This is a genomic window from Microbacterium sp. EF45047, assembly GCF_028472845.1.
Classification (GTDB): Bacteria; Actinomycetota; Actinomycetes; order Actinomycetales; family Microbacteriaceae; genus Microbacterium; species Microbacterium neungamense.
In genome coordinates, this window is sequence record NZ_CP069429.1 from 255,928 (window position 1) to 279,702 (window position 23,775).

Annotated in this window: 28 protein-coding genes, 3 tRNA genes and 1 pseudogene; 22 read left to right on the forward strand and 10 right to left on the reverse strand. The window is 69.7% G+C overall.

Features of this window, described 5'->3' with window-relative positions; translation table 11 throughout:
• Positions 1-5: 5 nt before the first annotated feature.
• The 13 genes from JRG78_RS01195 to JRG78_RS01255 all read left to right on the forward strand — a co-directional run bounded on the left by JRG78_RS01195 (position 6) and on the right by JRG78_RS01255 (position 9,192).
• On the forward strand, positions 6-299 hold the full coding sequence (locus tag JRG78_RS01195; protein ID WP_259607206.1) for a WXG100 family type VII secretion target: 294 nt from the start codon (positions 6-8) through the stop codon (positions 297-299).
• Positions 300-468: 169 nt separating this feature from the next.
• The gene (locus JRG78_RS01200) at positions 469-696 is read left to right on the forward strand and encodes a hypothetical protein (protein ID WP_259607207.1); all 228 of its coding nucleotides are present in this window, start codon (positions 469-471) and stop codon (positions 694-696) included.
• 9 nt (positions 697-705) lie between these two features.
• Positions 706-2,412 (forward strand): ABC transporter substrate-binding protein, encoded by a 1,707-nt coding sequence (locus JRG78_RS01205; RefSeq protein WP_272653509.1) that lies wholly within the window; start codon positions 706-708, stop codon positions 2,410-2,412.
• Positions 2,413-2,494: 82 nt separating this feature from the next.
• Positions 2,495-3,193, forward strand: coding sequence for a WXG100 family type VII secretion target (locus JRG78_RS01210; protein ID WP_259608230.1), 699 nt, complete (start codon positions 2,495-2,497; stop codon positions 3,191-3,193).
• Positions 3,194-3,196: 3 nt separating this feature from the next.
• Positions 3,197-3,892 (forward strand): hypothetical protein, encoded by a 696-nt coding sequence (locus JRG78_RS01215; protein ID WP_259607209.1) that lies wholly within the window; start codon positions 3,197-3,199, stop codon positions 3,890-3,892.
• A gap of 10 nt (positions 3,893-3,902) precedes the next feature.
• A complete protein-coding gene (locus JRG78_RS01220) occupies positions 3,903-4,577 on the forward strand; it encodes a hypothetical protein (RefSeq protein ID WP_259607210.1) in 675 nt (224 codons plus the stop codon).
• Positions 4,574-5,446 (forward strand): hypothetical protein, encoded by an 873-nt coding sequence (locus JRG78_RS01225; protein ID WP_259607211.1) that lies wholly within the window; start codon positions 4,574-4,576, stop codon positions 5,444-5,446. The genes JRG78_RS01220 and JRG78_RS01225 overlap by 4 nt, the downstream gene beginning before the upstream one ends.
• Positions 5,447-5,533: 87 nt before the next feature.
• A complete protein-coding gene (locus tag JRG78_RS01230; RefSeq protein ID WP_272653510.1) occupies positions 5,534-5,707 on the forward strand; it encodes a hypothetical protein in 174 nt (57 codons plus the stop codon).
• A gap of 3 nt (positions 5,708-5,710) precedes the next feature.
• A complete protein-coding gene (locus JRG78_RS01235) occupies positions 5,711-6,355 on the forward strand; it encodes a hypothetical protein (protein ID WP_272653511.1) in 645 nt (214 codons plus the stop codon).
• A gap of 127 nt (positions 6,356-6,482) precedes the next feature.
• Positions 6,483-7,154: a WXG100-like domain-containing protein gene (locus JRG78_RS01240; protein WP_272653813.1), complete on the forward strand. Its 672-nt coding sequence runs from the start codon at positions 6,483-6,485 to the stop codon at positions 7,152-7,154.
• A complete protein-coding gene (locus tag JRG78_RS01245) occupies positions 7,154-7,795 on the forward strand; it encodes a polymorphic toxin type 15 domain-containing protein (RefSeq protein ID WP_272653512.1) in 642 nt (213 codons plus the stop codon). Before JRG78_RS01240 ends, JRG78_RS01245 begins: the two co-directional genes overlap by 1 nt.
• Before the next feature lie 9 nt (positions 7,796-7,804).
• Positions 7,805-8,359, forward strand: coding sequence for a GAD-like domain-containing protein (locus JRG78_RS01250; RefSeq protein WP_272653513.1), 555 nt, complete (start codon positions 7,805-7,807; stop codon positions 8,357-8,359).
• A gap of 50 nt (positions 8,360-8,409) precedes the next feature.
• Positions 8,410-9,192: a hypothetical protein gene (locus tag JRG78_RS01255; protein WP_432806425.1), complete on the forward strand. Its 783-nt coding sequence runs from the start codon at positions 8,410-8,412 to the stop codon at positions 9,190-9,192.
• A 9-nt stretch (positions 9,193-9,201) separates the two neighbouring features.
• Here the strand turns inward: JRG78_RS01255 and JRG78_RS01260 are convergent, their stop codons facing one another.
• Positions 9,202-9,660: a recombinase family protein gene (locus JRG78_RS01260; protein ID WP_259607215.1), complete on the reverse strand. Its 459-nt coding sequence runs from the start codon at positions 9,658-9,660 to the stop codon at positions 9,202-9,204.
• Positions 9,661-9,773: 113 nt separating this feature from the next.
• Positions 9,774-10,769, reverse strand: coding sequence for a malate dehydrogenase (locus JRG78_RS01265; RefSeq protein WP_259607216.1), 996 nt, complete (start codon positions 10,767-10,769; stop codon positions 9,774-9,776).
• 65 nt (positions 10,770-10,834) lie between these two features.
• On the opposite strand from JRG78_RS01265, the gene ypfJ reads away from it, so the two are divergent.
• Positions 10,835-11,704: a KPN_02809 family neutral zinc metallopeptidase gene (gene ypfJ / locus JRG78_RS01270; RefSeq protein ID WP_259607217.1), complete on the forward strand. Its 870-nt coding sequence runs from the start codon at positions 10,835-10,837 to the stop codon at positions 11,702-11,704.
• 79 nt (positions 11,705-11,783) lie between these two features.
• The gene (gene pip, locus JRG78_RS01275; protein ID WP_272653514.1) at positions 11,784-12,764 is read left to right on the forward strand and encodes a prolyl aminopeptidase; all 981 of its coding nucleotides are present in this window, start codon (positions 11,784-11,786) and stop codon (positions 12,762-12,764) included.
• Here the strand turns inward: pip and JRG78_RS01280 are convergent.
• Positions 12,757-13,020 carry a glutaredoxin family protein gene (locus JRG78_RS01280; protein ID WP_259607219.1) on the reverse strand — a complete coding sequence of 88 codons (264 nt, stop codon included), beginning with the start codon at positions 13,018-13,020 and terminating at the stop codon, positions 12,757-12,759. The two genes, pip and JRG78_RS01280, sit on opposite strands and share 8 nt — an antisense overlap.
• A 73-nt stretch (positions 13,021-13,093) precedes the next feature.
• On the opposite strand from JRG78_RS01280, the gene JRG78_RS01285 reads away from it, so the two are divergent.
• The 3 genes from JRG78_RS01285 to JRG78_RS01295 all read left to right on the forward strand — a co-directional run bounded on the left by JRG78_RS01285 (position 13,094) and on the right by JRG78_RS01295 (position 15,960).
• Positions 13,094-14,296: a glycosyltransferase gene (locus JRG78_RS01285; protein ID WP_259607220.1), complete on the forward strand. Its 1,203-nt coding sequence runs from the start codon at positions 13,094-13,096 to the stop codon at positions 14,294-14,296.
• Positions 14,297-14,403: 107 nt separating this feature from the next.
• Positions 14,404-15,531, forward strand: a complete 1,128-nt coding sequence (locus JRG78_RS01290; protein ID WP_442927380.1) for a low temperature requirement protein A — start codon at positions 14,404-14,406, stop codon at positions 15,529-15,531.
• Positions 15,532-15,747: 216 nt separating this feature from the next.
• Positions 15,748-15,960 carry a DUF6458 family protein gene (locus JRG78_RS01295; RefSeq protein WP_259607222.1) on the forward strand — a complete coding sequence of 71 codons (213 nt, stop codon included), beginning with the start codon at positions 15,748-15,750 and terminating at the stop codon, positions 15,958-15,960.
• Between the two features lie 98 nt (positions 15,961-16,058).
• On the opposite strand, the gene JRG78_RS01300 is transcribed toward JRG78_RS01295, so the two are convergent.
• Positions 16,059-16,505, reverse strand: a complete 447-nt coding sequence (locus JRG78_RS01300) for a threonine/serine exporter family protein (protein ID WP_272653814.1) — start codon at positions 16,503-16,505, stop codon at positions 16,059-16,061.
• A gap of 9 nt (positions 16,506-16,514) precedes the next feature.
• Positions 16,515-17,474 (reverse strand): annotated as a pseudogene (locus tag JRG78_RS01305) (threonine/serine ThrE exporter family protein); the annotation flags it as partial.
• On the opposite strand from JRG78_RS01305, the gene JRG78_RS01310 reads away from it, so the two are divergent.
• Complete coding sequence (locus JRG78_RS01310; protein ID WP_272653815.1) at positions 17,371-17,742, forward strand: DUF4186 domain-containing protein; 372 nt, start codon at positions 17,371-17,373, stop codon at positions 17,740-17,742. The pseudogene JRG78_RS01305 and the gene JRG78_RS01310 sit on opposite strands and share 104 nt — an antisense overlap.
• 90 nt (positions 17,743-17,832) lie before the next feature.
• Here JRG78_RS01310 and JRG78_RS01315 read toward each other — a convergent pair.
• The 3 genes from JRG78_RS01315 to JRG78_RS01325 all read right to left on the reverse strand — a co-directional run bounded on the left by JRG78_RS01315 (position 17,833) and on the right by JRG78_RS01325 (position 18,145).
• A tRNA-Phe gene (locus JRG78_RS01315) sits at positions 17,833-17,905 on the reverse strand.
• 67 nt (positions 17,906-17,972) lie between these two features.
• Positions 17,973-18,046, reverse strand: a tRNA-Asp gene (locus JRG78_RS01320).
• A 26-nt stretch (positions 18,047-18,072) separates the two neighbouring features.
• Positions 18,073-18,145 (reverse strand) — tRNA-Glu (locus JRG78_RS01325).
• 221 nt (positions 18,146-18,366) lie between these two features.
• Here JRG78_RS01325 and JRG78_RS01330 point away from each other — a divergent pair.
• Positions 18,367-19,761 carry a peptidoglycan DD-metalloendopeptidase family protein gene (locus JRG78_RS01330; RefSeq protein WP_272653516.1) on the forward strand — a complete coding sequence of 465 codons (1,395 nt, stop codon included), beginning with the start codon at positions 18,367-18,369 and terminating at the stop codon, positions 19,759-19,761.
• Between the two features lie 156 nt (positions 19,762-19,917).
• Here JRG78_RS01330 and ppa read toward each other — a convergent pair whose 3' ends face one another.
• Both ppa and JRG78_RS01340 read right to left on the reverse strand, forming a co-directional pair.
• Positions 19,918-20,409: an inorganic diphosphatase gene (gene ppa / locus JRG78_RS01335; protein WP_259607229.1), complete on the reverse strand. Its 492-nt coding sequence runs from the start codon at positions 20,407-20,409 to the stop codon at positions 19,918-19,920.
• 81 nt (positions 20,410-20,490) lie between these two features.
• On the reverse strand, positions 20,491-21,414 hold the full coding sequence (locus JRG78_RS01340) for a LysR family transcriptional regulator (protein ID WP_259607230.1): 924 nt from the start codon (positions 21,412-21,414) through the stop codon (positions 20,491-20,493).
• Positions 21,415-21,567: 153 nt separating this feature from the next.
• Between JRG78_RS01340 and JRG78_RS01345 the strand changes: the two genes are divergently transcribed.
• Both JRG78_RS01345 and JRG78_RS01350 read left to right on the forward strand, forming a co-directional pair.
• Positions 21,568-22,947, forward strand: a complete 1,380-nt coding sequence (locus JRG78_RS01345; protein WP_259607231.1) for an MFS transporter — start codon at positions 21,568-21,570, stop codon at positions 22,945-22,947.
• A complete protein-coding gene (locus JRG78_RS01350; protein WP_272653517.1) occupies positions 22,934-23,743 on the forward strand; it encodes a 3-hydroxybutyrate dehydrogenase in 810 nt (269 codons plus the stop codon). The genes JRG78_RS01345 and JRG78_RS01350 overlap by 14 nt, the downstream gene beginning before the upstream one ends.
• The last annotated feature ends 32 nt before the right edge of the window (positions 23,744-23,775 follow it).

Here is a 23,775-nt window from a genome sequence, read left to right on the forward strand (position 1 = left end):
TTCTCATGGCCGGACACGATTTCGGTGCAACGTACAGCGAGATGGAGGGCGCGGCTGCGCGACTCCGCGACGGTCGCAGCTCCATCGGCGACACCCTGAAGGAGCTCCAGGGCATCATCGACGAGCTCGTCCAGGACGGGTTCAAGACCGAGAACGCCTCGGACGCGTACAACACGGCCTACCAGGAGCTCACGTCGTCGCTCGACGACGCCGCCGAGGCCGTCAACGACATGGCGGACGCTCTGGACCGCATGGCCGACTCCATCCGCGACAAGGACTCGGAGCTCGCCGGCGGCTGAGCCATCGCATCGGCAGAGGTCGCGGCGTCGGTCACGGACCGGCGTCGCGACCTCTCCTTTTGCGGGGGCCGCGGGAGACGGCCATGGCGGGCGCTCGCCCGGGCCGTGATGGGCGCGGGGCGCGGAGGCCGGCGCATAGAATCGGGAAGATGATCGGAGCACGGGGCTGATGAGCGGGACGCAGAGCTACTACTGGTACAACCTCTCGACGCAGTCGGTGGTGCGCGCGGACGAGCGCCCCTCCGAGGACACGATCGGGCCGTTCTCGACCGCCGAGGAGGCGGAGGAGTCGCCGGCCATCCTGCTGGAGCACGCGCGCGCGTGGCTCGAGAGCGAGGAGAGCGAGCGGTTCCGCGAGATGGCGGCCGAGAGCGACGACGGCACCGACCTCGTCTGAAGCGACGCGATGAGAGCGCATCGCCGCATCGCGGCACCGCTGGTCGTGCTGCTGGCGGCGGGCCTGGCCGCCTGCGCGCCGGCGCTGCCGCAGACCGTGGTGCCCGGCACGGAGGTCGCCGTGGGGTGGAGCGGCGGGTTCACCTCCGTGAACGCCCTGGCGTCGCCGTCGCCCGGCAACATCGACATCGCCCAGGCGATCCGCGCCGACTTCGGCGACGTCGTCGACGGCGAGTTCGTCCCGGACGAGAGCTTCGGCACGGTCCGCATCGTGTCGGAGGACCCGTTCACGGTGCGGTACGACCTCGCCGAGCCCACCTGGTCGGATGGCATCCCCCTCGACGCGGCCGATCTGCTGTTGGGCTGGGCCGGGGCATCCGGTCTCTTCGAGCGGGACGAGGACGGTGCGGATGCCGGAGCGGACGCGCCTGAGATCGCCCTCGAGGTTCCGGAGGTCGACGAGTTCGCGCGCGCGATCGAGGTGACCTTCCCGCAGCCGTCGATCGACTGGCAGCAGGCGGTGACGGCTCCGGTGCCCGCGCACGTCGCCGGCAGGCGGGCGTTCGGGACGGACGACGCGATGGAGGCGAAGCAGGCGGTCATCCGCGCGATCCGGGAGGCGGACCCGGGGGCTCTCGACGATCTCGCCGCCGTGTGGAACGAGGGCTTCGCGCTGCCCGAGAAGAAGGCGTTCCCGGAGGACCTGCGGATCTCCAGCGGCCCTTACCTCGTCGACCGGGTGCGCGATGAGGAGACCGGTCAGAGCGTGACGCTGGTTCCCAACCCGTCCTATCGCGGGGCGGTCACCCCGCAGGTCGCGCGGATCGAGCTCGTCCCGCCGGGGAGCGATCCCGCCGGCGCGATCGGCGACCGGCTGGACATCGCCCAGGTGACCCCGGTGGCGTCCAACCGCGGGGTCATCCGCGAACTCGAACGCCGGGACTTCGCCGTGCAGACCACGCACGACGGCACCGTCTGGGCGGTGCTGCTGAACCCGGCCGGAGTGTTCGCGGACGAGCGGGCCCGCTCCGCCTTCCTCCGCGCCCTTCCGGTGCGGGCGCTCGCGGAAGCGGGTGGGGGTGAATGGGCCGCGGCCTACACCGCCACCACGTCGATGGTGTCCGCCCCGGGCTCCCGCGCCTACGACATCGTGAACGAGGACTCCGGCTTCGCCCAGACCCTCGGCACACAGAGCGACGACCCGGCGCTCGAGCGCCAGTCCGCCGGTGTGGGCCCGGGAACCCGGGTGTGCGTGCTGTACGACCGCGGCAGCGAGTTCGCCGCCGGGGCGTTCACCGCGCTGCGGGGTGCTGCGGCCGAGGCCGGGTGGGGCGTCGCCGACTGCGGCAGCGACGACGTCGACGGTGCGCTGGCGCAGCGCGGGTGGAACGCGGTGATCGCCCGGGTGCCGATCCCGGAATCTCCGGCCCAGATCGCCGCGCAGTGGGGCACGCAGGGCAGGGCATCCGTCACCGGGCATGCGGATGCCGAGCGCGACACGCTCATCGCGCAGCTCGCCCAGACGGTCGACGTCTACGAGGCGCGCGACATCCGCGCGCTGATCGAGTCCACGATCGTCCGCGCCGCACTGGCCCTGCCGATCGCGACGAACCCGCGGATCACGATCGTCGACCGTGACGTGACCGGCGTGACCGCCCGCAACGGCGCTCTGGCGCCCCTCACGTACGGCATCGTGCAGTGGGCGGCCGTGAAGTGACGCGGCGGATGTGGGCTGTTCTCCCCATCGCGACGGCATCCCGCCGGCGCATAGGGTCGTCGGCGGAGGTTTTCGCGTGGGAATGATGTTGCCGAACGAGCTCATCTGGGTGATGGAGAAGCTCGGGTTCGACTGGCCGGATGTCGATGAGGACGAGCTGCGCCGGGGTGCGGGGATGGTCAGCGACTTCCGCGACGACCTCGAGGCGAAGATCCAGGTGATGGACCGGAAGGTGAACGGCGACCTGGCCGCGGCGATGCGGGGCAAGGCGGGCCCGGCGTATGTGAGCGCGTGGAACACGAACCGGTCGCAGAACCTGCAGCGGCTGGTGGATCTGCTGGGTCCGGTGCCGCCGGCGATGGACATCGCGGCGGGCGCGGTGTTCGCGTTGAAGATCAAGGTGATCGCGGATGTCACGACGACGATGATCGCCCTGGTCGGGATGCTGACGAACCCGATCACGGCGGTGGGCGCCGGTCCGATGCTGATCCTGAAGAAGAAGCTGCTGAATGCGGCGGTGGATGTCGCGATCGAGCAGCTGCTGAATCAGCTCCTGCCGATGGCGATCGAGCCGCTGGCGGAGGAGCTGCCGGGTGTCGTGATGGCGGCGCTGGACTCGCCGATCGTGGAGGCGGTCGCGGGTGACCCGGACGAGTTCTTCGCGGATCTGCAGGCGCTGGAGCAGGCGGAGAGCGAGATGGAGATGCATGCGTCGGATGTCGAGACGCTGACCGAGCGGCTGCTCGCGGACCTTTCGAGCTTGAACATCACGGGGGACTGAGACATGGGCAGAAGCATCGGTGACGAAGCGATCAAGCCGCTGCTGCGCGCGCTGGATGACGCTCCGGTGCATGTGAAGCAGCTGGCGGAGATGTTCCGCAAGCACGGCAAGAAGCAGCACCGCAATACGAGCGAGGTGCAGAACCTCGACTCGCCGGACATCGTGCATCCGCTCAAGGACGGCTGGAAGAAGGACGGCAAGTGGGAGCCGAACGAGGTCGTCGCCTGGGGGAAAGGCAACCGACCCGACCCGCACGAGTATCTGGACGCCGACTACATCGCGAAGCACCTCGACCAGTTCGCGGACGGCGCTACGCGGATCTACAAGAAGGACAGCCTCGACAACTACGGGCCGGGGAACGACAACACCACGTACGTCTTTCCCACGGATCAGCTGAACACCCTGATGCAGCAGGTCAACAGCCCCGCTGAGCTTGCTGAGGCGCTGGGGCTGCCCGACGGGTTCTTCGAGGGTGCCGAGGTGGAACTGCGGGACTTCGCGCCCCACGAGTTGGACGGCCTGCGGATGCCGTCCGGCAATGAAGGCGGTACCGACACGGAGAAATGGATCCCCGGAGGATATCTCCCGACCGGCATCCCGGAGGCCGTGATCGACATCCCGGAGACGGCGAGAGGACTGCGCAACGGCGAGTACATGCCCTCGCAGTGGCCGGGAAGCCCGCGAGAGTTCAGCATCTAGGCAGGCGCGCGTGAACCTGGACATGGACCTGGAGAGAGACGATGCGGCAGCCTTCGGCCCCGCGTCTGTCACTGCGGGAGCGCTGCTTCCGTACGAGGGTCGTACGCTGATGCTGGGTCCGGACGGCCTGCCTTCGGCCGTTTTCGACGCCGAGGACGATGGCTGGATCGCGCCGAGCAACCCGATACTGGTGCGCGGTCAGGCCCGGATCCTGCCGCTGGCATGGCGAGGGGAAGCCGGCGGGGCGGGCGTCTCCACCGAGGAGATCGCCGCCTTCGCGTCCCAGGTGCAGTCCGCAGCGATGTACTGGGCGGGCAATTGGCGGGTTCTCGACGATCTCCGTGGGCATCGAGGGGACAGCATCGGCTCGTACACGGCGGCGCTCCATGCGGCCGGGGCGCAGCGCGTCAACTTCTGGACGTACTCGGAGACCGTCGGGCTGGCGCTGGTGTGGGCAGGGGTCGAGCAGGAGGGCACGATGTCGCTGGCCATGCATGTGGTGCCGGCCGGCTGGGTGACCGAACGACGGGCCGGGAAGGCGGTCCGTGGAATCGACGTGAACTGGTCCTGGGACGAGGTCGTGAACCTCTACGCGGCTCGGACCGGCATCGGGCCGGACGCGGCAGGAGCGGACGCCGATGCCGCCGGTAGTCTGGCGGCAGAGGAAGAGGAGCGGGACGCATGACAGGCACGTTCGGGAACCTGACCGTGGACGCGGTCGCGCGCGTCTACGGCGCGAGTGAGCTCGGAGTGCTCGCGATCACCGCCCCTGGCGACGCGCATCCGCGCGTCGAGTACGTCGGCGGCGAGCTGTTCGTGGGTCTTGACGAGCGCGACGGGTCCGCGGTGACGCAAGGGCAGGCCGAAGCCTGGTCGCAGCCGTTCGCCGAGATGGTCGCGGCGGCCGTGGCATCCGCCGGTTCCGTTCCGGACCCTGTGGACGGGGTGATCCTCATCGAGGACGAGCAGGTGGCGGCATCCGTGCTCGTCGAACCGTCCCGGATCGACGTCGGCGACGTGACCGGATCACCGGTCGTCTTCGCGCTCTCCCGGCAGCGGCTCGCGATCGTCGGCACGGACGACGAAACGGGGATCGCCCGTGTGCTGGACCTGGCGGAGCAGCTCTACGACGAGGGCGGGCGACTGGTGAGCGCGCATCCAGTGGTGCTCTCGGACGGCGCCTGGGCTCCGTACCCGTGGCGCGAGCGGCATCCGTCGCTGGAGATGCGTTTCGAGCGGGTGCTGAGGCTGTTCGCCGTTCGCGCGTACGAGGCACAGTCCGTCGCGCTGCAGCGACCGGACGTGCACCTGGCGGATCCGAAGATCCGGGTGCTGGACGGCGGGGTCACCACGACGTTCGCGGCATGGCCCAAGGGGACCGCGACGCTCCTCCCCGTCGTGGACAACGTGATCATCGCCGACCCGTCGGGCGCGCTCAGCGTCGCGACCATGGATCAGTTCCTGGATGCCGCAGGCGACGCCGTCGTGCGCACCGGGCTCTCTCCGCTGCGGTACTTCGTGCCGGGGGATCCTCCCCGGGCATCCGAGGACTGAGGCGTCTTCGACAGCGCGCGACCTCCCGGACCGCGGCCGCTGACGCTCGAGCCGCTCGCCGAGCAGGTCCCGGGACTGGTCGCGGCGATGCTCGACGCCCCGGTCGTCGAGGGGGCGGTGGGCGATGTGGACGAGTTCTACGCCGACCTCATGGCACTCGACCAGGCCGCGTCGGATATGGATGCGCACGCCGCCGATGTCGAAGAGCTCACCGATCGGCTGCTCGCCGACCTTGCCAACCTGCAGATCTCGGGAGATTGACGCATGTCGATGAAGAAGCTCATCCGCGACGTCATCGACGCCGTCGACGGCGCCGGGCACGAGTTCAAACGCGGCTTCGCCGGCGCCTTCCGCAATCGCGGAGGCAAGCACAGAGCGGATGCCGACGCCATCCGCGCTCTCGACAGGCGCAACGCCGATTACGAGCCGAAGCATCGGGGAGACGGCAAGAAGCCGACCTCCCATGCCAAGGAGTACCACGTCCTGCGCGATGTCAGCCGAGGGGTCGACGCGCAGTTGCGCGGGTACCAGCCGCGGCACCGCAACCCCGACTACGACCTGGCGCGCGATCTCGGCCGCTCCGTCGGCAACGAGGTGAGGTCGCTGCCGGGCGACATCGCGGACGAGGTGAAGGGCACGCCGAAGAAGGTGCCCGGACAGCTCGTCGAAGAGCTCTATGAGGACGCGATCGGGCAGGACAGCCCGGACAAGTACGGGGCGAAGAGCGCGGGCGATATGAGCTTCCTCGCCCCCGCCGGCGAAGCGGATGCCCTGAGCGCGCTCAGCCAGGCCGAGCTCGAGACGCGATTCGACCTGCCGCCGGGCGCGCTGGACGGCGCGAAGGTCGAGATCAAGACCATCCCCGATTCGCGGTTCGTGAGCATCGAGTTCGACGTCCCCGGGGACTGATGGCGAGGGCCGGCGGAGCTGTGCGGGTGGGAAGTGCTACCCATGGTGGCCTCGATGACCGGAAAGTACCCTCGATTCAGGAGGTGGCGCCGTGGGAATGATGTTGCCGAACGAGCTCGTCTGGGTGATGGAGAAGCTCGGGTTCGAGTGGCCGGATGTGGATGAGGACGAGGTCCGCAAGGGTGCGACGCTGGTGCGCAATTTCGGGTCGGATCTGGAGGGTGTGATCCAGGCCGTCGACCGGAAGATGAACGGCGACATCGGCGCGGCGATGCGCGGGCAGACGGGGCCGGCGACGTTGAGCGCGTGGAATGCCAACCGGTCGCAGAATCTGCAGAAGCTGGTGGATATCATGCCGCCGGCGGCGACGGCGATGGACGTCGCCGCGGATGCGATTCTGGCGTTGAAGATCAAGGTCATCGTGGATGTGACGTCGACGATGATCACGCTGGTGGCGATGCTGACGAACCCGATCACGGCGGCGGGCGCCGGGCCGATGCTGTTGATCAAGAAGAAGCTGTTGAACGCGGCGGTGGACATCGCGGTGGAGCAGCTGATCAATCAGCTCGCGCCGATGGCGATCGAGCCGTTGGCGGAGGAGCTGCCGGCAGTGATCGACGCGATTCTGGATGCGCCGATGGTGGAGTCCACGGCCGGGGACTCGGATGAGTTCTACGCGGATCTGCAGGCGCTGGAGGAGGCGCAGTCGACGATGAAGGTGCATGGTGCGGACATCCAGACCTTGACGTCGACGTTCTTCGCGGAGTTCTCCGCCCTCGACTTCGGAGGGGACGACTGATGAGCGCGGTCAAACCCATCATCCGCGAACTCAAGCAGGCCGCGCTGAAGGGGTTCGCTCACGCAGACCACAAGCTGCACCAGCTCACCGCGAACCTCGACGGCCACCTCGACACTGTCGTGCGCCAGGTTCGCGACCTCGACAACTACGACGGCAAGGTCGATGTCAAGCTGAAGCGGTTCAAGAGGAACAGCAAGCACGACTCGGCGGAGTACCAGAGGCAGTACGACGAGCAGATGGACACGCTGCAGAGGATGCCGCTGTCCGACTGGCTGGCGAACCGGATCGAGTATCTCGAGAACGGGCGCACCTCGGACTCGCTCCGGGCGCAGCAGAACGCGCGCGATGACGCATTCCGAGACATGTATGACGACCTGCGAGACCAGGGTTTCAGCAAGGACGAAGCGACCAAGAAGGCGCAGGAATGGCTCAAGAGCCAGGCGGCGCTGCATCGGCTGGATGGAATCGCCGGCGGGGATGTCACCGACATCTCACGCGTCGGAGACGCCCGCATCAATTCCTCACTCGGTTCGCAGTGGCGAAGCCGCGTCGGCGACATCGATCGGGCCGTGATCGACTACCTCAACGCGAATCCGGGCGTGGATCTGGACAACACCTTCATCAACGTCATCCTTCGATAGGTTTGAACCATGGTTGAGATCGCTGACTTCGTTCCGCACGCGCCGGTTCCGGCCGAGATCGTCGAGGAGTACCGGGGACGCGTTCCGGACGAACTCGTCGAAGTCTGGCAGAAGTACGGCTACGGTACCTTCGCGGACGGTTTCCTGCGCATCATCGACCCCAAGCTCTACGAGACCGAGGTCGGCGACTGCATCGGCAAGACCCAGGGCGACGGGATCGCCATCCCGATCATGGTCACCGGGCTCGGCGACCTCATCACGTGGGAACCCAGCCGTCCGGGACTGACGGCCATCCTCTACCGCCTGGGCACCACCGTGGGACTCGGAAGCCGTTTCCGCAGTCTGTTCCGGCGGGTCGAGGACGAGCTGATCCTCGAAGATCTGAAGGCCGAGATCTTCCCGGAGGCTGTTGCGGCGCACGGTGAGTTGCCCTACGACCAGTCGTTCATCTTCGTGCCGCTGCTCTCGCTGGGCGGCGCCGCGAAGGTCGAGAACCTGCACAAGCGGGAGACCATCCCTGCGATCCAGGTCGCGGTCGACCTGCAGGGCGTCATCGGCCACTGACTCCGTCGACCGGGCCCCCGTGGCAGGATATGTGCCGAGGGGGTCGCGACGTGACTGATGTGAATTCCGGGACCGGGCTCGAGGGGGGCTCCGCGACGACGACGAAGCGGGTTCCGCCGCTTCGGCTCGAGTTCGCGGGCGAATGGTTCGACGTGCCCTCGGGGCATCCGTTCATCATCGGCCGCGAAGGCGACCTCGAGATCGACGACAACCCGTATCTGCACCGCCACTTCCTCGAACTGCAGCACCGCGACGGACTGTGGTGGCTGGCGAACATCGGCGTGCGCCTCGCGGCCACCATCTCGAGCGCAGGCGGAGCCGTGCAGTCGTGGCTGTCGCCGGGCGCGCGGATGCCGCTCGTGTTCGAGCGCAACGTCATCGTGTTCACGGCCGGCCCGATCACCTACGAGCTGAGCCTGCACACCGAGGAGGCGCCGTACGAGGTGTCCCACCAGGTGGAGGCGTCGATGAGCGGCGAGACCACGGTCATGCCGGTCAGCTTCACCCCGATGCAGAAGCAGCTGATGGTCGCCCTCGCCGAGCCGATGCTGCGCCGCGAGGGCGTGAGCATGAACGAGCTGCCGTCCTCGAGCGAGGCCGCCAAGCGCCTGGGCTGGACGATGAGCAAGTTCAACCGCAAGCTCGACAACGTCTGCGACAAGCTCGACCGCATGGGGGTGCAGGGTCTCCGCGGCGGCCCCGGCAAGCTCGCGACCAACCGCCGCGCCCGGCTGGTCGAATACGCGGTCACCTCGCAGGTGATCACCCGCGCGGACCTGCCGCTCCTCGACGACGAAGCGCTGCGCAGCCAGAGCGACGCCGACGGCGACTGAGGCCCGACCTCAGCGTCCGGCGTCCGCCAGGTGGCGCGCCTTGTGCCCGAGCACCTTCACCATGATGCCGCGGCGCCGCAGCTCCGCCACGGTGCGGGTCTCCTCGTCGAGGTCGCGGCCGAGCGCATGCACGTTCGCGACCACCAGTACGTCGCCGCGCTGCAGGGTGTCCATCAGCCGGGCGAGGCGGTCGCTCCAGCTCTCCAGGATCTCCGGCGCGGGATGCCGGAACCCTTCGATCGGCACGCCGAAGCGCGCCAGCTCGTCACGCTGCTCCACCACCGACGGCATGCCCTCACGGGCCACGACCAGACCCACGAGACGTGCGCCCTCCGGCCGGGCCGACCACCAGTCGTGCTCGGTGTTCGCAAGACACTGGGGGCATTCCGCCGCTGCATGCGGGAGATGCAGCGGACTCGTCAGCGCGGCGTCGACCTCGCCGGTCTCCGTCGTCGTCGCATCGCTCATCGTCGCACCTCCGGCATCCATTCTGCCTGAGTCCGGGGACGTCGGACGCCGCAGACGGATGCCGCAGGGCGCCGGCATCCGCGCTCACGCCCGGTCCGCGCGGGCGGACCCGTTCACAGCACGCCGAGTTCGCGGACCGCGTCGCGCTCCTCGATCAGCTCGGTCACCGACGCGTCGATGCGGGTGCGCGCCCACTCGTCGATCTCGAGACCTTCGACCACCTGCCACCGGCCGTCGACCGACCGCACCGGGAACGACGACACCAGCCCCTCGGGCACTCCGTACTCGCCGCGCGAGACGATCCCCGCGCTCGTCCAGTCGCCGTCGGCGGTGCCGTGCACCCAGTCGCGCACGTGGTCGATGGTCGCGCTCGCCGCGGATGCCACCGACGACGATCCGCGCACCTCGATGATCTCGGCGCCGCGCTTCGCGACCCGCGGGATGAAGGTCTCCTCCTGCCAAGCCCGCACGTCGCCGACGCGCTCCGCCAGCACCTCCGCCGCGGGGCGGCCGCCGACCGTGGCGTGCGAGATGTCGGGGAACTGCGTCGCCGAGTGGTTGCCCCAGATGGTCACGCGCCGCACCTCGGCGACCGGCACGCCGAGCGTCAGCGCCAGCTGCGCACGGGCGCGGTTCTCGTCGAGCCGGGTGAGCGCGGTGAACCGCTCCGCGGGGATGCCCTCGGCGGCGGAGGCCGCGATGAGAGCGTTCGTGTTCGCCGGGTTGCCGACGACGGCCACGCGCACTCCCGGGGCGGCGTTCTCGGCGATCGCCCTGCCCTGCGGGGCGAAGATCCCGGCGTTCGCGGTGAGCAGGTCGCTCCGCTCCATCCCCGGCCCCCGCGGGCGCGCGCCGACCAGCAGGGCGATGTCGCAGCCGTCGAAGCCGACGGCCGCGTCGTCGGTCACCTCCACGTCGTCCAGCAGCGGGAACGCGCCGTCCTGCAGCTCCAGGGCCGCGCCTTCGGCGGAGGCCAGGCCCTGCGGGATCTCCAGCAGCCGCAGCCGGACGGGCTCGCCGGGGCCGAGCATGTCGCCGGCCGCGATCCGGAACAGCAGCGCGTAGCCGATCTGCCCGCCCGCGCCGGTGATGGTGATCGTCGTCGTCATGGTTCGAGCGTACGTCGCGACCGGCGCCCTTCGACAGGCCCGGAGGGGCGGAGTACCGTTCCTACATGACCTTCAATCCGGATGCCGACATCTCAGGCCACTCGACGCGACGCCGCGGCCGCAACGCGGCCATCGCCGGCGGCGGGGTGGTCGGTCTGGGCGGCATCGCGGTGCTGCTGATCAGCATGTTCACCGGGGTCGACCTCACCGGACTGCTCGGGGGCGGCGGCGCGCCGGTGCCGGCGCCGACCTCGGAGGCGATCCTGGAGTGCAAGACCGGCGAGGACGCCAACACCCGCGACGACTGCCGCATGGCCGGAGCCCAGGTCGTGCTCGACGACTACTGGGCGCAGCACGTCGACGGCTACCGCGCCCCCACGATGACGGTGGTCGACGGCCAGACGCCGACGCAGTGCGGCACCGCGTCCAACGCGGTCGGACCGTTCTACTGCCCGCCCGAGGAGGGCGTGTACCTCGACCCGACGTTCTTCGACATCATGCGCGAGCAGTTCGGCGCGAGCGCCGGTGAGCTCGCGCAGCTCTACATCGTGGGGCACGAGTGGGGGCACCACATCCAGAACATCACCGGCGTCATGCAGCAGCATCCGAACAACGGCACCGGGCCCGACAGCAACGGCGTCCGCATGGAGCTGCAGGCCGACTGCTACGCCGGCGCGTGGCTCGGCGATGTCACCACGCTGACCGACGAGAACGGCGTGCCCTACCTCGAGACGCCCACCGAAGCCCAGCTCCAGGATGCCCTGAACGCGGCGTTCACGGTCGGCGACGACCACATCCAGGAGCAGTCCGGCTTCGTCAACCCGGAGAGCTTCACGCACGGCACGAGCGAGCAGCGTCAGTACTGGTTCGCGAACGGCTACAAGAACGGCCTCGGCGTGTGCGACACGTTCGCGGTCCCCGCCGACCAGCTCTAGGCCGTGTCGCCCGCGGGCCCGCGCCCGCCGCGCTACGGTGAGAGGTGGCCCAGCGGCACCGGGCCGGGGAGGGACACGAATGAACCTGGACGCCCTGTATCCGCCGATCGAACCGTACGAGACGGGCGAGCTGCTCGTCGGGGACGGCAATCGCGTCTACTGGGAGTGCAGCGGCAACCCCGACGGCAAGCCGGTCGTGTTCCTGCACGGCGGCCCCGGCGGCGGCACCTCGGACTGGCACCGGCGCTTCTTCGACCCGGAGAAGTACCGGATCGTGCTCTTCGACCAGCGCGGATGCGGCCGCAGCACCCCGCACGCCAGCGACCCCGCCGCGGACCTGCGCTACAACACGACCTGGCACCTCGTCGCCGACATCGAGCTGCTGCGCAAGAACCTCGGCATCCAGACCTGGCAGGTCTTCGGCGGCTCGTGGGGCAGCACGCTCGCGCTCGCGTATGCGCAGACGCACCCGGATGCCGTGAGCGACCTGGTCCTGCGCGGGATCTTCACGCTCCGCAAGCACGAGCTGGAGTGGTTCTACGAGGGCGGGGCATCCGCTCTCTTCCCCGACGCCTGGGCGGGGTACGAGGAGCAGATCCCGGTGCTCGAGCGGAGCCGGATGATCGAGGCCTACCATCGCCGGCTGTTCGACCCCGACCCGGCGGTGCACGTGCCGGCGGCGCAGGCGTGGACGCGCTGGGAGGCCACGGCGATCACGCTGCGGCCGGATGCGGAGCTCATCGAGCGGATGACGCAGCCGGCGGATGCCACCGCGTTCGCGCGGATCGAGAACCACTACTTCATGCACGGCGGCTGGCTGCGCGAGGGACAGCTCATCGAGGACGTCGACGCGATCCGCGGCATCCCGGCCGTCATCGTGCAGGGGCGCTACGACGTGTGCACGCCGATGATGACCGCGTGGGATCTGCACCGGGCGTGGCCCGAGGCGGAGCTGGTCATCGTGGACGACGCCGGGCACGCGGCATCCGAGCCCGGCATCGCGCGCGCCCTCCGCGAGGCGACCGACCGCTTCGCCGCGGCGGGCCGGCCCGTCAGATGAGCGACAGCTCGCGCAGCTTCGCCTCGACGTCCGCGTTCGAGGGCTCGACGTGGTGCGAGGCGTCCGGGTAGACCACCACCGGGATGTTCGTGCGGCCCGAGATCTCCTTCGCCACCTCCGCGGCGGCCGGGTCGGCGACCAGGTCGACGTAGGTGTACTCGATGCCGAGCTCGTCGAGCTGCTTCTTCGTGCGGATGCAGTCGCGGCACCAGTCGGCGCCGAACATCGTGATCGTGTCGGATGCGGGAGAAGTCATACATCCAGGGTAGGACGTGCCGGCAGGGAGGGCGCCGAGTGCGACGGACGCACAGACGGACGTGAAACGATGGATGCCGGACACGGCACGCGGATCGGGAGGGAAGCACGTGGGCGCACCCGTCACGGTGATCGTGCCGACCTTCAACGAGCGCGACAACGTCGCCGAGCTCGTCCGGCGGGTCACGGCGGCGCTCGAGGGCCGTGAGGCGGAGATCCTGTTCGTCGACGACAGCAGCGACGGCACCATCGGCGAGGTGACCCGGGTCGCGGCATCCGCACCGCTGCCCGTCCGCGGCATCCACCGCGACGTCAACACCGGCGGGCTGGGCGGAGCCGTGGTGGTCGGCCTGCGTGAGGCGGCGCACGACGTCTGCATCGTCATGGACGGCGACCTGCAGCATCCGCCCGAGCTCCTGCCCGAGCTGCTCGAGCGGTACGAGCGCGGCGATGCCGACGTCGTCGCCGCGTCGCGCTACGTCGGCGGCGGGAACGCCGCGGGCCTGGGCACGGCGCTCCGGTTCGGCGTCTCGCGTGCGGCGACCGGTCTGGCGCGGGCGATGTTCCCCCGCAGGCTGTGGCGCAGCACCGACCCGATGACCGGGTACTTCCTGGTCGACCGCTCCCGTCTCGACCTCGCCGCGCTGCGACCGCAGGGCTTCAAGATCCTGCTGGAGATCCTGGTGCGGTCGGACGTGCGCGTCGCCGAGGTGCCGATGGCGTTCGGGGAGCGCCGGCACGGCACCTCGAAGGCGAGCATCCGTCAAGGGGCGACGTTCGTCGCGCACCTGGCACGGCTGCGGTTCGGCAAGATGTCGCTGTTCGCGCTCATCGGCGGCATCGGGGCGATCGCGAACATCGGCATCATGTGGCTGCTCACCAGCCTGGGCGTGGACTACATCTGGGCCGCGATCGTCGGGGCCGAGGCCACCATCATCGGCAACTTCGTGCTGCAGGAGCGCTTCGTCTTCGACGACGTGCGGGCGGATGCCTCGCGGCTGTGGGTGCGGTTCGCGGCATCCTTCACCTTCAACAACGTCGAGGCGGCGCTGCGCATCCCGGTGATGGCGCTGATGGTGGAGTCCTGGCACATCTCGAGCGTGCTGGCGACCGCGCTGTCGCTCGTGGTGGCGTTCTTCGCGCGGTTCCTGTTCCACGCGCTGGTCGTGTACGCGCCGCGTCGACGGCGGGATGCCGGGGAGCCGCCGGTCGTCACGGCGGGCCAGCGGATCGTGCAGGCGATCGACGCCGAGGCGATGCGCCCGGGGGAGCTCTGACGCGGGTCGGATCGTGAGCGCAGACGCGGGAGGCGTCCGTGGACGCGCCCTCGCTATCCTTGCCCGTGACCGAGAACGCCGACACCGCGCGGTTCCGCCTGCTCCGGATGCGACCGCGTTACCCGCACGAGCCGCACCGCACCGCCAGCCCCCTGGAGCTGTTCTTCGACCTCGTGTTCGTCGTCGCCGTGAGCACCGCGGCCGGGCAGCTGCACCACGAGCTGGCAGCCGGGCATCCGGTCGAGGGCGTGTCGATGTACCTCATGGTGTTCTTCGGCATCTGGTGGGCCTGGATGAACTTCGCCTGGTTCGCCACGTCGTTCGGCACCGACGACTGGCTCTACCGCGTGCTCACCATCGTGCAGATGGGTGGCGTGCTGGTGCTTGCCGCCGGCATCGGCCCGGCCTTCCACCACCACGACTTCACCGTGCTCGTGCTCGCCTACGTGGTGATGCGGGTGGCGATGATCGTGCAGTGGCTGCGGGCCTCGGGCGCGTCGGATGCCACGCGGCGCACGGCCCGGCTGTACGCGCTGGGGATCGCGATCGCGCAGCTGCTCTGGATCGCATTCCTGTTCGTGCCCGCCGAGGCGCAGATGGTGGTGTTCATCGTGCTCGCTCTTGTCGAGATCGCGGTGCCGGTGGTGGCGGAGCTGCGGGGGCAGACGCCGTGGCATCCGCACCACATCACCGAGCGCTACGGGCTGTTCACCCTCATCGTGCTGGGCGAGAGCCTGCTGGCCTCGTCCAACGCGATCATCGGGGCGATCGAGAAGGTGGACGCTCTCGGGCCGCTCATCTCGATCGCCGTGCTCACGCTGGTGGCGACGGCGGCACTGTGGTGGATCTACTTCTGGCCGCCGCACCACCGGGCCATCTCCACCCTCCGGCGATCACTGCGGTACGGGTACACGCACTATCTGATCTTCGCCGCGGCCGCCGCGTTCTCCGCCGGTGTGGAGGTGGAGATCGAGCGGCTGACCGGCGCCTCCGAGCTCGACGGGGTCGCGGCGTCGTTCACGGTGTCGGTGCCGATCGCGGTGTTCCTGCTCGCGGTCTGGTTCGTCGCGATCCGAGACAACGCCGACCGGGTGGTGAACACGGTCGTGCCGCTCGGCGCGCTGCTGGTGCTGTTCGACCCGATCCTGCCGCTGCCGGTGACCCTCACGGCGCTGATCCTGGTGGCGATCGTCGTGGTGCTGGTGCTGCGGCCCCCGGTGGCCGCGCGGAGGTAGCGCACCGCGCCCCGGCGGCGGGGCGGCCGGCGAAACCTGCCGCACTGCGTGAGGAAACCTGCCGCACTGCGTGAGACAGTGTGCTGACAGCGCCGTCTCATGCGCAACGGCAAGTCTCGGGGGCGGGTGTCAAGCCCCTCCCTCCCCGGCCGCTTCTCGCGGATCGTGGGGAGTGCGGCGCCTGCAGGCGACTCGCGTCCCGGAAGGAGAACTCGTATGAGCATCGGCACCGGAATCGTCCTGTTCGTCATCGGCGCCATCCTCACCTTCGCGATCAACGTGCAGGTGGAGTGGGCAGACCTCGACCTCATCGGCTACATCCTGATGGGCGCGGGGGCCGTCGTCTTCCTGATCGGCATCATCATGCTGCTGGTCCGCCGCAACCGCAGGACCGTGGACGGCACCGTGGTGGACGACGACGTGGTCTGAACCGCGGCCCGGCGACGGGCGACCCCCGAGAATCAGTTCCCGGCGCGGGAATCAGCCCGGTGGACTGATTCTCGCGTGCGTCGCTGATTGTCGGCGCCTTACCGCCGCACGCGGGCGCGCGACTTGGCGACGCTGGAGAGGGTGGCCTGCACCGGCGTGCCCAGGAACAGCCCGAACGAGGCGCCGGCCGCGAGCGCGATGCCGATGGATGCCGCGAGCACGAGCGGTCCGACGCCCACCAGCATCCCCTCCGCCGTCCCGTCGGACTGCATCAGCCCGAGCAGCCCGCGGAAGACGGCGAGCCCGGGGACCAGCGGCACGATGGCGGCAGTCGTCACGGCGACCGAGGGTACGTGCATCCGTCGCGCGACGACGATGCCGGTGAAGCTGGCGAGCAGGGCGCCGATCGCGCTCGCCGCCGCCTCGTGCACCGCGAGCAGCAGCATCCCGTTGTAGCCGGCGATCGCGATCAGGCTGAGGGCCGCGCTGACGAGGATGATCCGCAGGCCCGCGCCGTTGAACAGGGCGACCGCGACGGCGACGATCGCGTCCTGCGCCGCCCCGACGACGGTGAGACCGGCGAGCATCAGCACGATCCCGGAGGCGACGATGATGGATGGACGGATGCCGGTGAACGGCTCGATCCCGGCGGTGCCGAGCGCGGAGACGATGAGCGCGACCACGGTCGTCACGAAGGCGCCCGCGATCTGGCTGAAGAACGACGGCACCTGCATCCGCGCCAGTCCGGCCTGCGTGAACGCCGCACACAGCGCCGCGATGAAGCTGAGCAGCACGATGACGGGCGCGGCGTCGAACATCAGGGCGACGCCGACCGCGAGCAGCGCGCGGGCGACGATCACGACCACCGGCCGGTACAGGAACGGGATGCGGCGGATGGCGCGGAAGGCCGTCCGTGCGGCATCCAGGTCGAGGCCGTCGTCGATCTCGACGAGCAGCGCCTGCACCCGCTGCAGCTTCGCGTGGTCGGGGGAGGCGACTCACACCACGCGCAGCAGGGTGGTGGGGCGGTCCTCGTCGCCGCGGTGGTACGACACCGTGATCGAGTTGTAGGTGACGTCGACCTGGACGCCGTGCAGGTGGTAGGCGTCGGCGACGCGCGTGATCGCGAACGCGACGTCGTGCGCGGATGCCCCGACGGCGAACAGCGATTCGCCGATGCGCATGGCCAGGTCGAGGATCTTCAGGATGCGGACGTCGTCGATCACCGGCAGCGCCTGGGTGGGGGCGACCTGCGACGGGTCGGTGCGGATCACCCGGTGCACGGAGGCGAGCAGTCGGCGGCGTTCGGTGGGCATGGCTCCTGGCGGGGACGGGGGGCGGCTCCCGGTACGGTACCAGGGCGGCCGGGAGCGTGTGTCTGCGGTCGTGCCTAGGGTGAGAGACGTGGCGATGGACGAGCTCGACGCGCGGCTGCACCGGATCGGGAAGCACCCGTTCCGTGCGAAGTTCCGGCTGTACGGGCGCGACCGCGCCATCGTCGATCTTCGCGGCATGGCGACGGTTCGCCGGCATGCCGCGGAGATCATCGAGACCAGGCTCGCGCCCGCGGCGCCCCGCAACGACGGCCGCCAGACGCCGTACCGCGGGCATCCGGTCTTCGTCGCTCAGCACGCCACCGCCACGTGCTGCCGCGCGTGCCTGAGCAGATGGCACGGCATCCCCGCCGGCCGGGACCTGGATGCCGCGGAGAAGGAGTACGTGGTCGAGGCGATCTGCCGCTGGATCGCCGGGCAGCACGGCGATAAGGGGGTGCCGGAGTGAGCAGGGTCACGGTCTCTACGTGCGCTCAACGACCGGGGGAGGACGGCCCCGGAACGAGGAAACCCCCGGCGGACCGGGGGTTTCAGGGTGTGGCTCCGACCGGCATCGATCCGGTGACCTTTCGATTTTCAGTCGAACGCTCTACCAACTGAGCTACAGAGCCGCGCGACGGGCGAGCCTGTCGCGTCCTAGACGAAAGGCCTCCTCGAAAGAAGGCCCGTCGCTCGGAGCGACCCTGACGGGACTTGAACCCGCGACCTCCGCCGTGACAGGGCGGCACGCTAACCAACTGCGCTACAGGGCCAGAACTATTGAATTGTATCGGATGAGTGACCCCAACGGGATTCGAACCCGTGCTACCGCCGTGAAAGGGCGGCGTCCTAGGCCGCTAAACGATGGGGCCGCAGGGTTCCCGGTGAAGGTTTCCCTTGCCGACGCTCAAGCATAAGGGATCCGTGCGGCGAAACGCGAATCGAGCGCACAGCTACTCGCATCCCGGGCGTTTCGGGCGCACCATGGAGGAGGCACGTGTGTCCGCGCGGCCGGGCAGGATCGTGCGCTTCCTGTTGCAAACGTGACGCTTGTTGTTACTGTTACGTGTGTGAAACCGGCGGAAGGGGCCGAGTGAACGACGAAGCGACGAAGGATGCTGCCCCGACGGCATCCGAGGAATGCGGCTGCGCGCCCAGCCCCGCCGAACGACGCGCCCTCTGGCACACCGCGAAGGTCAGCCGCCGCGGCGCCCTCGCCCTCGGCGCGCTGAGCGCCGTCGCGATCAGCGCCTTCGGCGTCTCGTCGGGCATCAGCGCCGCCCACGCGGCCACGTACCCGAGCTGGGACGAGGTGCAGGCGGCGATGCAGAACGAGGCCGCCAAGGCCGCTGAGATCTCCCGCATCCAGGGACTCATCCAGACCCTCACCGAGCAGGCCGCCGCCGCCGAGGAGGCCGCGCGCGTCGCCGGACAGGAGTTCTACGAGGCGCAGCAGGCCTACTTCGACCAGGCACGCAAGGCCGAGGAGCTCCAGGCGCAGGCCGACGAGCAGGCGAAGATCGCCGAGGAGAGCTCCCGCAAGGCCGGCCAGGTCGCCACGCAGCTCTACCGCAACGGCGGCGATGACGCCGCACTCGAGCTCTTCTTCTCCGGCTCGGCGAACAGCGCCGACGACCTGCTCACGCGGCTGGGCACGATGGACAAGTTCCTCGAGTTCAACCGCTCGGTCTACGACAACGCCGTCGCCGCGCGCGATTCCGCCCAGGCGCTCAGCGACCAGGCGGCGGCCGCCCGCGACGAGCGCGACCGGCTGCAGAAGATCGCCGAAGAGAAGATGATCAAGGCGCAGCAGGCAGCGGATGCCGCGCAGGCCGCGCTCGCCGAGAAGCAGGCGAACCTCGTCACCCTCGAGGCTCAGCTCGCCGCGCTCAAGGACACCACGGCGCAGACCGTCGCCGCCTACCAGGAGGGCGAGCGCATCCGCCGCGAGGAGGAGGCGCGCCGCAAGGCCGAAGAGGAGCGTCGTCGCCGTGAGGCCGAGGAGGCCGCCCGCAACAACGCCGGTGGCGGTGGCGGTGGCGGCGGCGGAGGCGGCGGTGGCGGCGGAGGAGGCGGCGGCGGAAGCGGCTGGGTCCGCCCGCATGGCGGCTGGATCTCCTCCGGATACGGTCCCCGCGCCTCGAACTGCTCGAACGGCTACTGCAGCTCGAGCTTCCATGAGGGCCTCGACTTCGCCAACGGATGCGGCGCGCCCATCTTCGCCGCGGCATCCGGCACCGTCACCTACGCCGGCTGGAACGGCGGCTACGGCAAATACGTGAGGATCAACCACGGCGACGTCTCGACCGGTTACGCCCACATCGACTCGATCGGCGTCGGCTACGGGCAGTGGGTCTCCGCCGGCCAGGTGATCGGCTGGGCGGGCAATACCGGCCGCTCCTACGGATGCCATCTGCACTTCGAGGTGTACCGCGGATGGGGCACCATCAACCCGTATCCGTTCCTCGCCGACCGCGGCGCGATCTGATCGCGTCCGAACGACGAAACCCCCGGCGGTGACCGGGGGTTTCGTGTGTGTATGACGCTTCGACAGGCTCAGCGTCCGGGGTTGAGGCGGACGCTTCGACAGGCTCAGCGTCCGGGGTTGAGGCGGACGCTTCGACAGGCTCAGCGTCCCGCGGGGTCAGTGGCCCTGCGAGCCGAAGCGCTCGATGGCCTCGTCGAGGATGCGCTGCGCCTCGGCGGCGTCGCCCCACGCGTCGACCTTGACCCACTTGCCGGGCTCGAGGTCCTTGTAGTGCTCGAAGAAGTGCTCGATCTCCTTCTTGGTGTACTCCGGGATGTCGGCGATGTCCTGGATGTGCTGCCAGCGCGGGTCCTTCGACAGCACCGCGACGAGCTTGTCGTCGCCGCCGGCCTCGTCGCTCATCTTCAGCACGGCGACCGGGCGGACGTTCACCACGACGCCCGGGAAGATCGTGTGGTCGAGCAGCACCAGCACGTCCAGCGGGTCGCCGTCCTCGCCGAGCGTGTTGTCGAAGTACCCGTAGTCGGCCGGGTAGCCGAACGTCGTGTACAGGACGCGGTCGAGGTGGACTCGCCCGGTCTCGTGGTCGACCTCGTACTTCACCCGGCTGCCGCGCGGGATCTCGATGACGGCGTCGTGTGCGCCCATGCGTGTGCTCCTCAGGGAAAGATCGGTCGGATGCCGGGGACCAGCCTACCGGCGACGTGCTGTCACACCCGTCCCCGCTGCTCAGTCGGCGTGAGCGCCGCGGCCGAGGAGCGCGTCCTGCACGGCGGCGGTGCGCCGGCGCAGGGCATCCGCCACCGCCGCGACCGCGGGCTGGCGCAGGGAATCCGGCCGCAGCACCATCCAGTACGGCAGCCGCTCCGCGAACTCCTCCGGCAGCAGGCGGACCAGGTCGGGATGACGGTCGGCCATGAAGCACGGCAGGAAGCCGATTCCGGCCCCCGCCCGGGTGGCCTCGACGTGCACGAACACGTTGGTGGAGCTGAGCGAGTCCATCATCCCGGGCACCAGCCGCCGCGGGGCGTCCAGGTCGTCGACTTGCAGCATCGAGTCGACGAAGTACACCAGCGGATGCCGGCTGAGCTCGCCGATGCCGGACGGCGTGCCGTACTCGGCGAGGTAGTCGCGCGAGGCGTACATGCCCAGCACGTAGTCGCCGAGCCGGATCGCCTCCGCGCGGTGCACCTGGGGCTGCCCGACCACGACCTCCAGGTCCAGTCCGGAGCGGTGCTGCAGGGCGCGGCGGGTCACGTTGACGATCTCCACACTGAGCCGCGGATGCCGTCGCCGCAGCTCCGCGACCGCCGGCACCACCACGAACGCGCTGAACCCGTCCGTCGCCGACATCCGCACGACGCCCGCGATCTGGTCGGCCTCCTCCTCGCCCTCGTGGATCGTCGCGACGGCCGCCTCGACGTCCTCCGCGGCGCGCACCGCGCGGCGCCCCAGGTCGGTCAGCTCCCAGCCGCCGGTGGCGCGGGCGAGGACGCGTCCGCCGAGGTCGTTCTCCAGGGCGGCGATACGTCGCGAGACGGTGGTGTGGTTCAGACCCAGGCTCTCGCCGGCGGTGGTGAAGCGGCCGGTGCGCGCGACGGCGAGGAGGATCAGCAGATCGTCCGGATGCGGAGAGGCGGCTCCAGGAACCATGTGTGCAATTCTGCACTCGATATGTGCCGCTCTGGTCATTGATGCACACGCGGCGTCGTGCCCATACTGACGGAGGCTGGCCCTCAGGAGGGCTGCCGGACCGCTCGGCGGATGCCGACGAGGGCATCCGCGCAATCACGAAAGAGTGCATCGATGAGCGTCAACAGGACGACCCCGCCCGAGACCGAGACCTCAGGGCTGAAGAAGATCGTGGCCGCCTCGATGGTGGGCACCGTCGTCGAGTGGTACGAGTTCTTCCTCTACGCCACCGCCGCCTCGCTGATCTTCGGCACCCTCTTCTTCCCGAACGCCGGCACCGAGCTGGACGGCATCATCGCCGCGTTCCTCACCTACGCCGTCGGCTTCATCGCGCGGCCGCTCGGCGGCATCGTGTTCGGACAGATCGGCGACCGGCTCGGCCGCAAGCACACGCTGCAGATCACGATCATCCTGGTCGGCGTCGCCACCTTCCTGATGGGCTGCCTGCCCGGCTTCAACGCCATCGGATACTGGGCGCCCGTGCTGCTGGTGATCCTGCGCTTCGTGCAGGGCTTCGCCGTCGGCGGCGAGTGGGGCGGCGCCGTGCTGCTGGTCGCCGAGCACAGCCCGGACCGCTCGCGCGCCTTCTGGTCCAGCTGGCCGCAGGCCGCGGTCCCGGTCGGCAACCTGCTGGCGACCCTCGTGCTGCTCGGCATGTCGTGGATCCTCCCCGCCGACCAGTTCCAGAGCTGGGGCTGGCGGGTCGCGTTCTGGGCATCCGCCATCGTCGTGGTCATCGGCTACTACATCCGCACCCACGTCAGCGAGGCGCCGATCTTCCTCGAGGCCCGCGCTCAGGTGGAGGCCGGCAAGGCCACCCGCTACGGTGTGCTCGAAGTGGTGCGCACGTACCCGCGCGGCATCTTCGGCGCCATGGGCCTGCGCTTCGCGGAGAACATCCTGTACTACATCATCGTGTCGTTCTCGATCGTGTACCTGAAGACCGTGCACGCGTACGACACCAGCCAGCTGCTGCTCGCGCTGCTCGTCGCGCACGTCATCCACTTCCTGGTGATCCCGCAGGTCGGCCGGTTGTCGGATGCCCTGGGCCGCCGTCCGGTCTACCTCGCCGGTGCGGTGCTCGGCGCCTCGTGGGCCTTCTTCGCCTTCCCGATGTTCGACACCCTGAACCCGTTCGTCATCATCGCCGCGGTCACCATCGGCCTCTGCTTCCACGCGCTGATGTACGCGGGTCAGCCCGCCATCATGGCCGAATTGTTCCCCACCCGGATGCGGTACTCGGGCGTCTCGCTGGGCTACCAGGTCACCTCCATCGTCGCCGGCTCGCTGGCGCCCATCATCGCGACCGCGCTGCTGCAGCAGTACGGCTCCGGGGTGCCGGTGGCGATCTACGTCGCGATCGCCTGCGCCATCACAGCCGTCGCCGTGATCACCCTGAAGGAGACCCGGGGCATCGCGCTGCAGGACGTCGACGACGCCGACGCCCGCGCGCACGGGCTCACCACCGCCAGGGTCGGCGATGGCATCCGCTGAGCCGGACGCAGGGGCGGGCGCGGTGCCCGTGTCGGGGAGGCCGCTCGCCGGACGACGCGCCCTCGTCACCGGCGGCGCGAGCGGCATCGGCCTCGCCGTCGCGCACGCGCTCGCAGCGCGCGGCGCCCACGTCGTCGTCGCCGACCGGGACCGCGACGGATGCCAGGCGGCCGCGGATGCCATCGGCGGTTCCGCCTGGACCGTCGACCTGCTCGACCCTGCGGCCGTCGCTGACGACCGGCTGGCGGAGGTGCTCGCCGACGTGGACATCCTGGTCAACAACGCCGGGATCCAGCGCGTCAGCCCGATCGAGGAGTTCGACCCGCAGGACTTCCGCCGCATCCTCAGGCTGATGGTCGAGGTGCCGTTCCTGCTCGTCCGCGCCGCGCTGCCCGGCATGTACGCCCGCGGGTTCGGCCGGATCGTCAACGTCTCCTCCGTGCACGGGCTGCGCGCCTCGCCGTACAAGTCCGCATACGTGACCGCCAAGCACGGGCTGGAGGGACTGTCCAAGGTCACCGCGCTGGAGGGCGGCGGGCGCGGAGTCACCAGCAACTGCGTCAACCCCGGCTACGTGCGCACGCCGCTGGTGGAGAAGCAGCTCGCTGACCAGGCGCGCATCCACGGCATCCCGGAGGCCGAGGTGCTCGACCGGATCATGCTGACCGAGAGTGCGATCAAGCGGCTGATCGAACCGGCCGAGGTCGCCTCGCTGGTGGCGTGGCTGGCGAGCGACGAGGCGGCCATGGTGACCGGCGCCAGCTACACGATGGACGGCGGCTGGTCGGCCCGGTGACCGGCGGCCGGGGCGGTGCGTGCCCTACCGTG

What these genes read in the sequence shown, in the direction of transcription:
- JRG78_RS01250 (WP_272653513.1), top strand. Translation starts at nt 7,805, where the DNA reads ATGGTTGAGATCGCTGACTTCGTTCCGCACGCGCCGGTTCCGGCCGAG.
- JRG78_RS01295 (WP_259607222.1), top strand. Translation starts at nt 15,748, where the DNA reads ATGAGCATCGGCACCGGAATCGTCCTGTTCGTCATCGGCGCCATCCTC.
- JRG78_RS01225 (WP_259607211.1), top strand. Translation starts at nt 4,574, where the DNA reads ATGACAGGCACGTTCGGGAACCTGACCGTGGACGCGGTCGCGCGCGTC.
- JRG78_RS01210 (WP_259608230.1), top strand. Translation starts at nt 2,495, where the DNA reads ATGATGTTGCCGAACGAGCTCATCTGGGTGATGGAGAAGCTCGGGTTC.
- JRG78_RS01265 (WP_259607216.1), bottom strand. Translation starts at nt 10,769, where the DNA reads ATGACGACGACGATCACCATCACCGGCGCGGGCGGGCAGATCGGCTAC.
- JRG78_RS01340 (WP_259607230.1), bottom strand. Translation starts at nt 21,414, where the DNA reads ATGGTTCCTGGAGCCGCCTCTCCGCATCCGGACGATCTGCTGATCCTC.
- ypfJ (WP_259607217.1), top strand. Translation starts at nt 10,835, where the DNA reads ATGACCTTCAATCCGGATGCCGACATCTCAGGCCACTCGACGCGACGC.
- JRG78_RS01280 (WP_259607219.1), bottom strand. Translation starts at nt 13,020, where the DNA reads ATGACTTCTCCCGCATCCGACACGATCACGATGTTCGGCGCCGACTGG.
- JRG78_RS01310 (WP_272653815.1), top strand. Translation starts at nt 17,371, where the DNA reads ATGGACGAGCTCGACGCGCGGCTGCACCGGATCGGGAAGCACCCGTTC.
- JRG78_RS01240 (WP_272653813.1), top strand. Translation starts at nt 6,483, where the DNA reads ATGGAGAAGCTCGGGTTCGAGTGGCCGGATGTGGATGAGGACGAGGTC.
- JRG78_RS01195 (WP_259607206.1), top strand. Translation starts at nt 6, where the DNA reads ATGGCCGGACACGATTTCGGTGCAACGTACAGCGAGATGGAGGGCGCG.
- JRG78_RS01245 (WP_272653512.1), top strand. Translation starts at nt 7,154, where the DNA reads ATGAGCGCGGTCAAACCCATCATCCGCGAACTCAAGCAGGCCGCGCTG.
- JRG78_RS01350 (WP_272653517.1), top strand. Translation starts at nt 22,934, where the DNA reads ATGGCATCCGCTGAGCCGGACGCAGGGGCGGGCGCGGTGCCCGTGTCG.
- JRG78_RS01215 (WP_259607209.1), top strand. Translation starts at nt 3,197, where the DNA reads ATGGGCAGAAGCATCGGTGACGAAGCGATCAAGCCGCTGCTGCGCGCG.
- JRG78_RS01200 (WP_259607207.1), top strand. Translation starts at nt 469, where the DNA reads ATGAGCGGGACGCAGAGCTACTACTGGTACAACCTCTCGACGCAGTCG.
- ppa (WP_259607229.1), bottom strand. Translation starts at nt 20,409, where the DNA reads ATGGGCGCACACGACGCCGTCATCGAGATCCCGCGCGGCAGCCGGGTG.
- JRG78_RS01285 (WP_259607220.1), top strand. Translation starts at nt 13,094, where the DNA reads ATGCCGGACACGGCACGCGGATCGGGAGGGAAGCACGTGGGCGCACCC.
- pip (WP_272653514.1), top strand. Translation starts at nt 11,784, where the DNA reads ATGAACCTGGACGCCCTGTATCCGCCGATCGAACCGTACGAGACGGGC.
- JRG78_RS01235 (WP_272653511.1), top strand. Translation starts at nt 5,711, where the DNA reads ATGTCGATGAAGAAGCTCATCCGCGACGTCATCGACGCCGTCGACGGC.
- JRG78_RS01205 (WP_272653509.1), top strand. Translation starts at nt 706, where the DNA reads ATGAGAGCGCATCGCCGCATCGCGGCACCGCTGGTCGTGCTGCTGGCG.
- JRG78_RS01345 (WP_259607231.1), top strand. Translation starts at nt 21,568, where the DNA reads ATGAGCGTCAACAGGACGACCCCGCCCGAGACCGAGACCTCAGGGCTG.
- JRG78_RS01260 (WP_259607215.1), bottom strand. Translation starts at nt 9,660, where the DNA reads ATGAGCGATGCGACGACGACGGAGACCGGCGAGGTCGACGCCGCGCTG.
- JRG78_RS01230 (WP_272653510.1), top strand. Translation starts at nt 5,534, where the DNA reads ATGCTCGACGCCCCGGTCGTCGAGGGGGCGGTGGGCGATGTGGACGAG.
- JRG78_RS01290 (WP_442927380.1), top strand. Translation starts at nt 14,404, where the DNA reads ATGCGACCGCGTTACCCGCACGAGCCGCACCGCACCGCCAGCCCCCTG.